Source organism: Catalinimonas alkaloidigena (assembly GCF_029504655.1).
Taxonomy (GTDB): Bacteria; Bacteroidota; Bacteroidia; order Cytophagales; family Cyclobacteriaceae; genus Catalinimonas; species Catalinimonas alkaloidigena.
On sequence record NZ_JAQFIL010000001.1, the window covers coordinates 2,512,774 to 2,525,536 of the forward strand.

At 40.4% G+C, this 12,763-nt stretch carries 13 protein-coding genes and 1 pseudogene; 8 read left to right on the forward strand and 6 right to left on the reverse strand.

The features are described from left to right. Window positions 1-58: 58 nt before the first annotated feature. The 5 genes from OKW21_RS10285 to OKW21_RS10305 are packed head-to-tail and all read left to right on the forward strand — an operon-like array spanning window position 59 to window position 2,884. Window positions 59-436, forward strand: coding sequence for a DoxX family protein (locus tag OKW21_RS10285; protein ID WP_277479331.1), 378 nt, complete (start codon window positions 59-61; stop codon window positions 434-436). 40 nt (window positions 437-476) lie between these two features. Beyond that, complete coding sequence (locus tag OKW21_RS10290; RefSeq protein ID WP_277479332.1) at window positions 477-1,268, forward strand: SDR family NAD(P)-dependent oxidoreductase; 792 nt, start codon at window positions 477-479, stop codon at window positions 1,266-1,268. A gap of 2 nt (window positions 1,269-1,270) precedes the next feature. Next, the gene (locus OKW21_RS10295; protein ID WP_277479333.1) at window positions 1,271-1,819 is read left to right on the forward strand and encodes an NADPH-dependent FMN reductase; all 549 of its coding nucleotides are present in this window, start codon (window positions 1,271-1,273) and stop codon (window positions 1,817-1,819) included. 4 nt (window positions 1,820-1,823) lie between these two features. Beyond that, window positions 1,824-2,276 (forward strand): hypothetical protein, encoded by a 453-nt coding sequence (locus tag OKW21_RS10300; protein WP_277479334.1) that lies wholly within the window; start codon window positions 1,824-1,826, stop codon window positions 2,274-2,276. Continuing rightward, on the forward strand, window positions 2,273-2,884 hold the full coding sequence (locus tag OKW21_RS10305; RefSeq protein ID WP_277479335.1) for an SAM-dependent methyltransferase: 612 nt from the start codon (window positions 2,273-2,275) through the stop codon (window positions 2,882-2,884). The genes OKW21_RS10300 and OKW21_RS10305 overlap by 4 nt, the downstream gene beginning before the upstream one ends. 296 nt (window positions 2,885-3,180) lie before the next feature. Here the strand turns inward: OKW21_RS10305 and OKW21_RS10310 are convergent. Beyond that, a pseudogene (locus OKW21_RS10310) lies at window positions 3,181-3,674 on the reverse strand (IS91 family transposase); the annotation flags it as partial. A gap of 244 nt (window positions 3,675-3,918) precedes the next feature. Further along, window positions 3,919-5,265: a Gfo/Idh/MocA family protein gene (locus OKW21_RS10315; RefSeq protein ID WP_277479336.1), complete on the reverse strand. Its 1,347-nt coding sequence runs from the start codon at window positions 5,263-5,265 to the stop codon at window positions 3,919-3,921. A 200-nt stretch (window positions 5,266-5,465) separates the two neighbouring features. Between OKW21_RS10315 and OKW21_RS10320 the strand changes: the two genes are divergently transcribed. After that, entirely contained in the window at window positions 5,466-6,929 is a 1,464-nt protein-coding gene (locus OKW21_RS10320; RefSeq protein WP_277479337.1) for a sulfatase, read from the forward strand. A 3-nt stretch (window positions 6,930-6,932) separates the two neighbouring features. Here the strand turns inward: OKW21_RS10320 and OKW21_RS10325 are convergent, their stop codons facing one another. Next, window positions 6,933-9,218 (reverse strand): TonB-dependent receptor, encoded by a 2,286-nt coding sequence (locus tag OKW21_RS10325; protein ID WP_277479338.1) that lies wholly within the window; start codon window positions 9,216-9,218, stop codon window positions 6,933-6,935. Between the two features lie 155 nt (window positions 9,219-9,373). On the opposite strand from OKW21_RS10325, the gene OKW21_RS10330 reads away from it, so the two are divergent. Beyond that, window positions 9,374-10,039, forward strand: coding sequence for a MarR family winged helix-turn-helix transcriptional regulator (locus OKW21_RS10330; protein ID WP_277479339.1), 666 nt, complete (start codon window positions 9,374-9,376; stop codon window positions 10,037-10,039). A gap of 76 nt (window positions 10,040-10,115) precedes the next feature. Continuing rightward, window positions 10,116-10,337, forward strand: coding sequence for a hypothetical protein (locus OKW21_RS10335; RefSeq protein ID WP_277479340.1), 222 nt, complete (start codon window positions 10,116-10,118; stop codon window positions 10,335-10,337). Here the strand turns inward: OKW21_RS10335 and OKW21_RS10340 are convergent. The 3 genes from OKW21_RS10340 to OKW21_RS10350 are packed head-to-tail and all read right to left on the reverse strand — an operon-like array spanning window position 10,327 to window position 12,752. Beyond that, window positions 10,327-11,016, reverse strand: coding sequence for a fatty acid desaturase (locus tag OKW21_RS10340; protein WP_277479341.1), 690 nt, complete (start codon window positions 11,014-11,016; stop codon window positions 10,327-10,329). The genes OKW21_RS10335 and OKW21_RS10340 overlap by 11 nt on opposite strands. A gap of 7 nt (window positions 11,017-11,023) precedes the next feature. After that, window positions 11,024-11,869 carry a 4-hydroxy-3-methylbut-2-enyl diphosphate reductase gene (locus tag OKW21_RS10345; protein ID WP_277479342.1) on the reverse strand — a complete coding sequence of 282 codons (846 nt, stop codon included), beginning with the start codon at window positions 11,867-11,869 and terminating at the stop codon, window positions 11,024-11,026. 49 nt (window positions 11,870-11,918) lie between these two features. Then, entirely contained in the window at window positions 11,919-12,752 is an 834-nt protein-coding gene (locus OKW21_RS10350; protein ID WP_277479343.1) for a phytoene/squalene synthase family protein, read from the reverse strand. Window positions 12,753-12,763: the final 11 nt, after the last annotated feature.

Sequence of the window (12,763 nt, forward strand, 5' to 3'; positions counted from 1 at the left end):
AGTCGCGGCTTGGCGAGATAAAGCAATAAAAAGAATTAACAACAAAATTTGAAAAACAATGAATACAGCACTTTGGATTGTTCAAGGACTATTGGCCGCCATGTTTCTCATGGCTGGCCTGATGAAACTGGCTAAATCGAAAGAAGAACTCAAGCCCAAAATGGGTGACTGGGTAGATGCCGTTTCGACACCTGGATTCAAAATCATTGGGTTATTAGAATTTTTAGGTGCAGTTGGTGTCGTATTGCCTATGGCGATTGATGTGCTACCGATACTAACACCTGTTGCAGCCATCGGTCTTGTCATGACTATGCTAGGCGCAATGGGTTTGCATATCCAGCGAAAGGAATATGATGCCATCAAGAAAAACATACCACTCTTGTTGTTTGCACTTTTTGTAGCAATCGGAAGGTTGATACTGCTTCCAGTCAATTAAGAGAAGATAAAGTCAATACAAAAGTTTAAAAAATTAACGCATGAATATCATTATCACAGGCGGACACTCAGGAATGGGATTTGATCTGACCAAAAAACTACTAGCAGAAGGTCATCTAATCGGTCTTATTGTAAGAAGCGAAACTAGAAAACAGGAAACAAAAAAGCTATTCCCCAATGATAGCCAAATAGAAATATTTGTAGCTGACCTTAGTAACCGAAACGAAATTAAAGAAGTAGCCAAAGCCATTAATTCTAAATGGAATCATTTGGATGGGCTATTCAATAATACAGGGGTTTTATTAGATAAACTTTACACTTCAGATTACGGTAACGAACTTCAGTTGGAAATCAATGCCATCAGTCCTTACTTATTGACATTGGAGTTATTGCCTCTTCTAGAAAAATCAGATAATCCATTTGTTGTTAATACGGCTACCGGAAGTTTGGAAAGGAAAAAGTCATTAAACATTCCTTCATTCAAAAAACCAAAAAAGTTCGTGAAGTTAATGGGGTCTTATATGGATTCGAAAATAACTATGGTTACCCTTATGAATCACCTAAGCGAGCAACACCCTAAAGTTCATTTTGTAAGCGTAAACCCAGGATTAATAAAAACAAAAATGTCATCTGGAAGTGGTATGCCTTTCTTCCTTAAACCTATCCGTAATCTTTTGTTCAAATCACCTGAATTTGGAGCGAATAACTTATACAATGGTGCCTTCAACAATCAGTACAAAGACAATGGGTTATTTGTTTCTGATAAAAAGATAAGACCTATTCAAGTAAAAATTACTCAACCCGAAATCGACCTTCTACTTCAAACTTCATAATTATGAAGAAGATATTGGTTTTCGGTGCTTCTAATAGCAAGAATTCTATAAACAAGCAATTAGCGCAAATGGCAGCAGATCGATTGTCGAACACCGACAACTTGCTTGTTGATCTCAACGATTATGAATTACCGGTTTATTCTCTCGACCTGGAGAGAGAACATGGCGTACATGAAAATGCGCTGAAGTTTTATCAATTGATCAAGGATAGCGGTGCGATTGTAATTTCAGTTGCCGAATATAATGGTTTGCATACTTCAGCATTTAAGAACCTATGGGATTGGCTATCGAGAATTCCAATGGAAAAACCCATGAATATTTGGGACAGCAAACCGATGCTTCTATTGTCTGCCAGTCCAAGTAGACGGCCGATGAATAATGTGCTGAAAGTGTCAAAAGAGCTATTCCCTTATTTTGGTGCGGACATTATTGCAGATTTCTATATGCCTTCATTTAACCACTATGTACAGGATAATGAAATCGCTGATCCTCAGTACAAGGAGAAGCTCGATAAGGCCGTTGAACAATTTCAATCCTACATAAACAATTAACTAAATGATTCTGAAAAGTTTTAACCTTATCTTCAAAGTATCAGCTGTCCTATGGTTCATCTGGGGTGCAGTACACATGTTCGCTGGAATAATGACGGATAATTTCATTCTGAGTGGAGACATAGCTGGCGCTGTTAGTGGCGTAGCAGATGCGATCGATCCAGAAACCCTCCAAGCAGATTATCCGGATGCTGCTGGCGCGCTAATTGGCCAGCACGGATTTAACCTTCTTTGGGTCGGACTAGTAACCTTGATCTGTTCATTCTTCATATGGAAAGGAAATAAAAATGCCATTTTCCTGGCAGCTATCGCTGGAGGTTTAACCGACCTGGGATATTTTCTATTTATGGATCTAGGAGGATATGTAAACTTCATGCCTGGTACGGTAATGACAATAGTTTCTTCTTTAGCGATAATTACAAGTTTTTACGCTCACTTTAAAATGAGAAAACAATGAAAGAAATGTGGAACGAACGGTACCGTTCAGCATCCTTTGCTTATGGGAAAGAACCAAATGATTTTTTCAAAGAAGCATTAAATAAATACAATTTATCCGGCAAAGTATTGTTTCCAGCAGAGGGAGAAGGAAGAAATGCGGTTTATGCAGTAAAACAAGGATTAGATGTTACAGCATTTGACATTAGTCAAGAAGGTAAGAATAAAGCTCTTAAACTTGCTGCGTTAGAAAATGTAACTATTGACTATAGAGTAGGCGACTTTTTAACCATGGATTTTGCCGAACATAGTTTTGACGCTTCAGTCTTGATTTTTGCACATTTTCCTCCAAATATCTTGTCTGATTACCATAAAAAGATAGCGAGTTTAATAAAACCTGAGGGCTTGGTTATACTTGAAGGGTTTAGTAAAAACAACTTAACTCTCCGAGAGAAAAACCCAGAAATCGGTGGCCCAAATAAGTTAGATATGCTCTTTTCAAAAGAAAGTATTGCACATGATTTTTCAGACTTTGAAATAATAAAACTAGAAGAGGTAGAAATTGAATTACATGAAGGTTCTTTCCACAACGGAACAGCAAAAGTGATTAGGTTCATTGGAAGAAATTAAAAAAATAAACGGCATACAACAATTAAGGAATCGTGTGGCCGGCACGGCCCAACATGAATCCTGTGTTGACTGCCGCAGTGGAACTGAACCTGCTCGAGGATGTTTGTATGGGGATTAGGTATGATTTAGAGAGGATGCATTGTAGAAGGTAATAAGCCTTCTTTTTTTGTGTTTGGGGTATTAGCGTGTCATTTTACTGGAGCCACCAGATCAGGCCTCAATAGAGCAAGGAAAAAAGTAATGTTTTCCACTAGATAAGACATAGCTTTCCTGTTACGCTCAATAATGCCGTTTTTTCACTGATTGTTCTGTTGTTTTGCGATGCATTCCAGCCTGACTTTCGGCGGAGCCTTCCAGGCCGGACCCGACCATAAAACATACTCATTGTTTGCAGTGTACCAGAACCACAGGCGCAGCACTTACGGTGAGATACCGGTTCTTCCTGATCATCAGAAGAGGGAAGGAGGCCAAGCATTTGCTGGAGACTAGGTAGCTTTTCAGGCTTCCAAAAACTAGAAAGGAAGCCGTAGTGTCTCATCCTGACAAATCCCCTGGGTAGGATATGTTGGCTGAAGCGTCTGATAAACTCTTTATCAGAGAGACTCATCTGTAGCTTCTGTGCTCCCTTACGATAATCCTTGTAGCTGAAAGTAACCTGCCCATTATCCAGGTTAAGTATCCGGTGATTACTGTCGGATCGCCGAGCGATAGCAATTTTGTGGGTGTAACGCCCCAGATACTCAACAACCGATTTAGGATGCTGAAAGGGACGCTTAGCATAAACCACCCACCCCTCTAGCGCGCATCTTCCTGCCGGGGTAGGGCGCTTGCATGATGCGTGCTTCAAGTCATCGGTCTATGGAAATGGCAAGTACATCCTCACCCACTTAGCTGCATTTACAAACCTAAGGTCCACTGGGGGCAAGGCTGAGGAGGTATAACTATTCATCTGCACCGTATCAATCTGAGCGGCATGCAGTGCAGGAAGGCTAAGGAAAGAAAAAAGCTGGCGATTAGCCAGCTTAGTATTGTTATTATAGCCTTGTAGCTCTAGGTTTTAGATCTGTTAAAGTACCAATTTTTACAGGCTCACCGCTTTCTACGCTGTTACGGGCAGCCACACCCAGTAACACTGACATCGCACCATCTCTTGAGCCGGCAGACTGACGGTAGGGGTCAGCCATATCAGGATTTTTGAAGATTTTGTCTTTCAGGCGCGTATCTCCACCTCCGTGCCCACCTCCTGCGTGAGGAATCTGGATCAGCTCAGTATCACCAAAGTTTTTGGTGAGGCGTAGCTCATCATAATCTTTCATTTCCCAGGGTTGAGATTCCTGAATCCAGGCTTCCAGGCGGCCTCCTGTACCATTGAATGCTATGCGGTAGCCTTCATAGGGCGAATAGGTGGTAAGTGAGTAGCTAACCTGTACGTCATTGGCATAACGAATGGATGCTGCCATCTTATCGTAGATGTTTACATCTTTGCGGAAGAGACAATTGTCGCGTATGTAGCCATCATATTCTTCATTGGCTACATAAAGGTTCATGTAATGCTCGTTTTTAGTGATGTCCCAATAAAAGTTACAATCGTCTTTATGTTCACAGGTTCTACACTTTGGACCACGGAATTCGTTGTTTAATCCATAATGCTCAAGTTTTCCGTACGCAAATACTTCTTCAGGTTCGGACTCCAGCCACCAGTTTAACAGATCAAAGTGGTGTGTAGCTTTATGAACGAGTAGGGTACCACTATGCTCTCTTTCACCGTGCCAACGGCGGAAATATGAAGCGCCATGGTCAGTATTGAGGTACCAGTGAAAATCTACAGATGTAACATCACCAATTTCACCCTTCCGAATGAGTTCATACATTCGCTGGCGGTGGGGAGAATAGCGATAATTGAAAGTAACCGTGACATTTTTGCCGGTACTTCTTTCAGCATCCAGAATTGCCTGTACCTTGCGCTCATCTGTTGTCATGGGCTTTTCAGTGATGATATCCGCGCCCATTTCCATTCCTTTAATAATAAATTCGTGGTGCGTGGCATCTACGGTAGTAACGATGAGCGCTTCGGGTTTTTGCTCCGTCATCATTTGTTCAAAATCAGTGTAGGTTTTACAATCCACACCAATGTATTTTTTACCGTAGGCCAGGCGGCCGGGATTAGTATCACATAAACCAACGAACTCTACATTGTCTTTGTACTCCTCTGCAACGCTCTTACCCCACATACTGATACCTCTTACGCCAGTACCTACCAGCGCTATTCTCATTTTAGCTTTAGGTCTGCCGAAAGCAGAAAAACTTGGAGCCATCATAGTACCTGCCATCGCAGCGCCGGTGGTGGCCAGAAACTGCCTTCTATTCGTATTCTTTTCCATACTTAGGTTGTCGTTAAACATATAAAATTTTTAAGGTCAAATGAAGTTGCAATCTTTATACTTACTCAACTGAGACAAGCTAGAAAACTTAAATTTTCATCAAAAAAATAGATTGAAACATTGATTTTGCTGTTAATTTAATGGTTTTTAACTAAAATGCTGAAGATTCAGCAAATAAGTTAAGCACCAAAACTTAAAAAATGAAACCGATTACATTAAAAGCTATTTTTATTGAAAAATTTATTTTAGTCAGGCTGCTTTTTAGTTGTACGCTCATGTTGCTCACAGCCTGTGACACCAGAGAAGGTGAGCAGCTTCCGCCAAATGTAATCGTGTTCTTGGTAGATGACCTGGGCTGGTCTGATTTAGGGTGTTATGGAAGTGATCTGCATGAGACGCCAAATATCGACAGACTTGCGAACATGGGTGTAAAGTTCACAAATGCCTATTCGGCATGCACTGTATGTTCACCTACCCGGGCTGCGATTATGACCGCAAAGTATCCGGCCCGCCTCAATATTACGGACTGGATTGCAGGAAGCATTAATGAATATGGGAAAGTTAAAGTCCCGGATTGGCAAAAGTTTTTACCGCTAGAGGAAGAGACAATTGCTGAATATCTTAAGAATAAAGGTTATCAAACCGCACATGTAGGTAAATGGCATCTTGGTGAAGACTCAATTTACTATCCTCAGTACCAGGGTTTTGATGTAAATATCGCTGGCTATAGCAAAGGCTCACCCCCTTCCTATTTTTACCCCTATGTCAGACCCGGCAGAGAACCCATCCCATACCTGGAAGGGGGTGAAGCAGGTGAATATTTAACTGATAGATTAACCGAAGAAGCGCTGACTTTCATCAAACAAAATCAGAAGGAACCCTTTTTCCTTAATTTTGATCATTATTCCGTCCATACCCCCATACAGGGTAAAGATAGTTTGACAGCATATTATGAAGAAAAGGTGCAGCAAGATTTTATACATAACAATCCTGAATATGCCGCGATGGTGAGTAGCACCGATCAAAGTCTGGGACGAATTGTAGATGCATTAGATAGTATGGATATTCTTGATAATACCATCATCTTTTTTACCAGTGATAATGGTGGTTTGATTCTCTGGGACATCACCTCAAATGCTCCCTTACGTTCCGGAAAAGGTTCTCCTTACGAAGGGGGGACCAGGGTGCCCATGATTGTTAAACCTGCTGGAACATTTGAAGGGGGAACAGAAGTAGATGAGCCGGTAATTTCTATGGATATATTTGCTACGGTCAGAGACCTGTTTAAAGACAATGAAGTTGAAGAGGGATATCATGACGGACAAAGTATACTACCGCTTTTAGAGCAGAGAGAGGAGTCGTTATCCAGAGATGCCCTCTACTGGCATTATCCTCATCATCATGAGGGAGGCTCGCACCCGCATAGTTCTATTAGAGAAGGAGATTATAAGCTAATAGAGTTTCATGAAGACGGTCATCTTGCGCTTTATCATCTCACTGACGACATAGGAGAAACGAATGACCTGAGCAGCGAAATGCCGGAGCGTACTCAGGCAATGTATCAAAAGCTTCAAAAATGGAAAGAAGAAGTGCAGGCCCAGATGCCATTACCCAATCCGGACTATGATTCAATCAGGGCCAAAGAATATTATCCGACCTGGTAAGAGTTAGAAATCAACGATAATCCCTAGTGTGGGTAAAGCTGAACTGTTATCAGTACCTGCTACCTGAATCAGACGCTCAGGAACCAAAATTTGTCCTTCGTCAGATCGCTCCAGCGTGTAAGTGGGTGCATTAGGTAAATTACTACCCAACACATTGGTTACTTCAAGGAATAGATTAAATGTCCAGTTACTAAAGTTCCACTTTTTGTCCACTCTGATATCTGCCTGCTTGTAAGCACTCAGTCTTACTTCACCTAGCTGATCATACTCAAAGATGAAAGTAGGATATGTATCTAGTGAATTATCCAAATCTACCGGAGGGTAGGGGGTAGGGCCCAGGTAACGCACTCTGAGACCAATCTCCCAGTTATTAGGGAGTTTGTATCCTCCGGTAAAGGTGAGCAGATGCCGGTTGTCCCAGATTGAGGGTGAATATTCGTCACTGTTCAAACCTGTAAACTCGCTCCAGTATAGTGTATAAGCGAGTATACCATAGAAGTTACTGGTAAGTTTTTGTTGTAATAGAAATTCCATACCATAACTTCTTCCCAGACCCACACTAGCAATATCTTCATTGCCCAGCACTTCAAAATCACCCCCTAAATTGGCTAATGAAACACCATTACGCATAGACACCGGATAGTTTTCATACTTTTTATAAAATCCTTCCAGGGTAAGGCGCGTGGATTTTCTGGGTAAAAATTCCAGCCCGGTAACCAGATGATCACTTTGAATATATTCGCTGTCCTTATTGGCATAATTTCCGTCATTATCCTTATAGCCAAGAATAGTGTAGGGGGGGATTTTGAAATAACGCCCTACTGACGCATTAAGTGTCCAGCGGGGTGCTACGCTATAAGCCAGAGACATTCTGGGTGAAAGTGTATTGATGAAGTTCATGCCCTCATCCAGAAATGTGTTTCCGTCAACCCTAAATCCAAATGATGGAGTCAGCCTTTCTCCAAAAAAAGGTTTAGATACCTGTCCAAAAATACCGAAGCGATAAAACGATGTGTTTGTCTCATAGTTGAGCTCATTGACAGCATCAGTTGTATTATTAGTATATCGAGAATATTGTGCCAATACACCACTGCTGATCGTCCAGTCACCAGTGAAGTTGGTCATCTCAAACCGGAATTTATTTTCATCTTCTTCAGATTCATTGCTGAAGAGAATTCCCTGCTGATTGACATTATCTTCGTATTGGGTAAAAGTATTATTGAGGATGTTTCCACTTAAGGTAGCTCTGAAGAATCCATTGCCTCCTCTCAGGCGATGCCGCCAGCTCAGCCCGATAGTGCTGGTCCATTGCTGAATTACCGGTACCTGATCCAGCGTTGCTTGTTGTTCCAAGCTATAGTCTTCCGGAGAGTTGATCTGAAAATCATCTATGGAGCCTACGCCAATGAGGTTCAGCTCATTTCTGTCATCTATCTTATGGTTTACTTTGTATTGATAATCCCAGTAATCCGGCAGAAAGGGCAGGCCGATAACTTTAAACAAAAATTGTAAATATGATCGCCTTACTGAGGTGATAAAGGTAGTCCTGGCCAGTTCCCCTTCATCAGGTTTGACCAAAGGCCCTTCAAACGTAAAAGCTGCCTCACTGGCACTGACCCTGATGTTTGCTCTTCTTTCTTTTGCGTTGCCGTTTCTCTGATCAAACTGTAAAACTCCGGAAAGCACATTATCATATTGTGCAGCAAAAGAACTGGTACTTAGGGTAACGCCTTCTATAAATGAAACATTTAACAAACCTACCGGACCACCCGCACTTCCCTGGGTGGCAAAGTGATTGATATTTGGGATTTCCACTCCATCCAGATAATATACATTTTCGTTGGGTGCCCCTCCTCGTATGATCACATCATTTCTAAAGCCTACTGAGCCGGAAACCCCCGGTAGAGATTGCACTACTTTTGCAATATCATTATTACCTCCCGGATAAGTAGCGATTTCTTCCTGCGATAAGCGTTGAATGGAATTGGGTGTCTCAGTAAGCTTTTCAAAAGGACTGGCCTCTACGATTACTTCGCTCAGCTCATCCACCGTTTCGTTCAGTTCAAAGTTAAGTTCAGGATTGCCCCCTGAACGAACAATTATATTGTAGCGGGTAAGGGATTGATAGCCCACATAAGAAGCGGATACATTATAGCTTTGGGTAGGTATGTTATTGATTGTATAGTAGCCATTTACGTCGGTAGTTCCTCCCAGATCTGTGTTTTCAAGTTTGATAGTTACCCCGATCAGTGGTTCTTCTGTTTTAGCATCTATTACAAATCCGCTCAATTGCCCGCTGCTTTGTGCCATTAGATGGTATGAAATGAAAAAAGGCGCAAGCAGAATTGGTATAAATATCTTCATCGCAAAGAATTTGCTACAAATACGTATTAATTTTATTACAATATTGTTATACCTTTTTCTATCCTATTTGTTCAGTAATTATGGGAAAAGAAACAGAAAAAATATTGCAACTACTGAATTACTGGCAAGCGTTCACACGGCAGAATGAGGGGGATATATTTTCATTTGCTAAGTGGCTTACTAAAATAGCAGAAGAGCAGGAGCAAAAAGTTGAAAATGATAGTTCAAGAGATTCTCCTTCGCAGAAATATATACATCATACCTACTCTATTGATGATCAGCTCACATTACTATGGGGCCGTCTGATCAGGTATACACATTTATGGTCACGGAAAGCACTTCAAAATTTGCATATCAATTCAGTAGAAGAATATGGCTTATTGAAGTCAGTTCAATTATTGAAAAAAGCCAGGAAATCTGAATTGATAAAATTCAGCTTACTTGAGAGTACTACATGCTTTGAAATGATCAAAAGGCTTGAAAAGGCCGGCTACCTTAGAGAAACTGTTGATACGCTAGATAAACGATCCCGACTCGTCTCACTAACAGCAAAAGGGAAAAAAACTATTGTTGATGCGGATTTACAAATGAAAAAACTATCCAATCTTTTGATGGGCGATTTAGACGAAGTGCAAAAACACGAGCTATTGGAGATGCTCAGGCAGCTCAATGTATTTCACGAAAACCTTTATCAGGCTGATAAAAACGCATCATTGGATGATATGCTTAATCAAAAGCAACGCTAAGCGGAAGTATCTTGAGGTATACCAAACTCTGTGCTGTTTCTACTGTTAAGATTATATAATCAAACTTTTTAATCTTATGAAAATTACAGGAATTGTTTTTTTGGTAATCGGTTTTTTGGCACTGGCCTACTTAGTTTTTGACTTGTTTGATCCCAACGGAAGAAATGAAGTTTTGCCGTTTTTAAGTCAAACCTGGTCGGCTATTCTCGCTAGCTTTCTGCTAGGAGCAGGCGCAGCATTGCTCGTTGCATCTCAGCCAAAATATAGAAGTAAAAACAAAGAAAAGATTAACTCTTAATCATTTTTTCTTTCTCTTTATACAATCGCCACCAGGGCACGCCCGGGGCATTGTGGTGTTCATAATGGTATCCGAAAAAATAGCAGCTCACAAAAGCCCATACATGGTTTTTTGCCTGAGTAGATGAGTGGTGTTTATTGTTTTTTATGCCTCTATGGGGTAAATACGTGCCAAAATAGAAGAGTTGCAGAGTAGCTAAGATTGAAGGTAATATATAAAAAAGGATTACATTGGGTTTTGGGAAAGCAAGCAGTAAAAGCTCATAAGTAGCTGCCATCAAAAGTATTTGCCAGAGACTTACATATTCCAGCGCAAACTTGATGTACCAGCTAAGGAAATTTCCCTTGTGATAGTCGGGATCCTTTTCAGTAGCTACGAAACGATGGTGCAAATGATGTTTGGGAAATAATTTACGGTATGAGTTAAACGCAAACATACCTGCTGCTATTTTCCCCAGGGTATCATTTACTTTTTTGTGCTTTGAGACCGCTCCGTGCATAGCATCATGAGCGGTGATGAATAATCCAGTGTAGAGATGAGCCTGGATCAGCATAAAAAGGTAAGTGAACGGATTTTTCCAGCTTACTTCAAAAAAGTGAAGAAGACAGAATAAGCTTATAAACCACATAAAAATGATAGACAAACTTATGAATACACCTTTTTCACGATACCAAACCATACCTGTTTTATAGACTTAACAATTTTACTTTCACTTCTTCCATGAGCCACATTGGTGTTGAAGTAGCGCCACAGATGCCTACTGAGTTGGTGGTGGTAAACCAATCAGGGTCAATCTCCTGTTTGCTGGAAATAAAATAAGTGTTAGGGTTTCTATCTTTGCACACACCATATAATACTTTCCCATTGGAAGATTTTGTCCCTGATACAAATAAAATGACATCATAGTTGCCAGCAAAATCTCTTAGTTCTTTATCCCGATTAGATACTTGCCGACATATGGTATCATTTGCATTTACTTCAATTCCAGCATCACGAAGTGTACTGGTGATTTCGTAAAATTTATCTGTACTTTTAGTAGTTTGGCTGTATAAGGTAAGGTTCCTCGGCAGGTCAGCTATGTTCAACTCATTGATATCCTGAAAAACGATAGCTTCCTGTTCGGTTTGCCCCAATAAGCCTTCCACTTCAGCATGTCCGTGTTTTCCGTATATATAAATTTTTTCATGCTTATCGTAACTGTTTCGGATACGGTTTTGAAGTTTTAGCACAACTGGGCAGGATGCATCAATTAACTCCAGCTTATTCTCCAGTGCGATCCGGTAAGTAGATGGAGGTTCACCATGCGCCCTGATCAGAACTTTTTCATTATGTAAATTTCTAAGTGCATCATGGTTAATTATCTTAAGCCCTTTTTTTTCCAGGCGACGAACCTCTTCATCATTGTGAACGATATCTCCTAAACAGTACAAATGCTGATACTCATTTAGAATGTCTTCAGCCATTTCAATAGCGTAAACGACGCCAAAGCAAAAGCCTGAATTCTGATCAATATCTACTTTGAGATGTAACATGACTTATTACTGTTTACTTGAGAACAACAAAAAAATCTTACTTTTAGGTCTAATAATAGTTGAAACGAGCTCTGAAATAAGTGCTTACCAGCAGTGCAAACTTCTGATTGTCTGGTATCCTTATTCTTTGCTCAGCAATTTTATCAGCGGAACAGTTCTTTATTTTCTTGAACAAATTCAGATAATAGATATATGCCAGATAGACACCAAGTTTAGCACCATTGGGCAGCTTCAGGATTCCTCTATAGGCTGCATCAAAATCATCTTGTATATCTTTTTCAATATCACATTTGGCATTTGTAGAAAATGTACTGAAATCCACTCCCGGAAAATAGACTCTGCCTCTCTCAACATAATCAGATTTGATATCCCTTAGGAAGTTTACTTTCTGAAAAGCTGAACCTAATCTTCTGGCAGGATCTTTTAGCTGTTCATAAAGTGCTTTATTGCCTTCACAAAAAACACGGAGACACATCAGGCCAACGACCTCAGCTGACCCATAAATGTATTCTTCATATTTATGATCATTGTAATTCTGCATGTATAGATCCATCTCCATACTCCTCAGGAAAGCTTCAATCAGCTCATTCTCTATCAAATACTCATTCACAACATTTTGAAAAGCATGGATTACCGGGTTCAGACTTATGCCTTCTTCTATAGCCTGAAAAGTTTCATGACTGAACCTATCTAAAAGCGTCTTTTTATCATGAGCATGAAAAGTGTCAACAATTTCATCAGCATACCTTACAAATCCATAGATGGCATAAATTGGATAATGGAAGCGCTTATGTAGAGTTTTTATACCGAGGGTAAAAGAAGTACTGTAATGTTCGGTAATAACTTTACTACATTTAAATGTTGTCAAGTCAAAGAGGGTCATAAATATTGGGC

Bases quoted from the DNA above. Each gene is read 5' to 3' on its own strand.
- OKW21_RS10285 (WP_277479331.1), top strand. From the start codon at position 59: ATGAATACAGCACTTTGGATTGTTCAAGGACTATTGGCCGCCATGTTT.
- OKW21_RS10290 (WP_277479332.1), top strand. From the start codon at position 477: ATGAATATCATTATCACAGGCGGACACTCAGGAATGGGATTTGATCTG.
- OKW21_RS10295 (WP_277479333.1), top strand. From the start codon at position 1,271: ATGAAGAAGATATTGGTTTTCGGTGCTTCTAATAGCAAGAATTCTATA.
- OKW21_RS10300 (WP_277479334.1), top strand. From the start codon at position 1,824: ATGATTCTGAAAAGTTTTAACCTTATCTTCAAAGTATCAGCTGTCCTA.
- OKW21_RS10305 (WP_277479335.1), top strand. From the start codon at position 2,273: ATGAAAGAAATGTGGAACGAACGGTACCGTTCAGCATCCTTTGCTTAT.
- OKW21_RS10315 (WP_277479336.1), bottom strand. From the start codon at position 5,265: ATGGAAAAGAATACGAATAGAAGGCAGTTTCTGGCCACCACCGGCGCT.
- OKW21_RS10320 (WP_277479337.1), top strand. From the start codon at position 5,466: ATGAAACCGATTACATTAAAAGCTATTTTTATTGAAAAATTTATTTTA.
- OKW21_RS10330 (WP_277479339.1), top strand. From the start codon at position 9,374: ATGGGAAAAGAAACAGAAAAAATATTGCAACTACTGAATTACTGGCAA.
- OKW21_RS10335 (WP_277479340.1), top strand. From the start codon at position 10,116: ATGAAAATTACAGGAATTGTTTTTTTGGTAATCGGTTTTTTGGCACTG.
- OKW21_RS10340 (WP_277479341.1), bottom strand. From the start codon at position 11,016: ATGGTTTGGTATCGTGAAAAAGGTGTATTCATAAGTTTGTCTATCATT.
- OKW21_RS10345 (WP_277479342.1), bottom strand. From the start codon at position 11,869: ATGTTACATCTCAAAGTAGATATTGATCAGAATTCAGGCTTTTGCTTT.
- OKW21_RS10350 (WP_277479343.1), bottom strand. From the start codon at position 12,752: ATGACCCTCTTTGACTTGACAACATTTAAATGTAGTAAAGTTATTACC.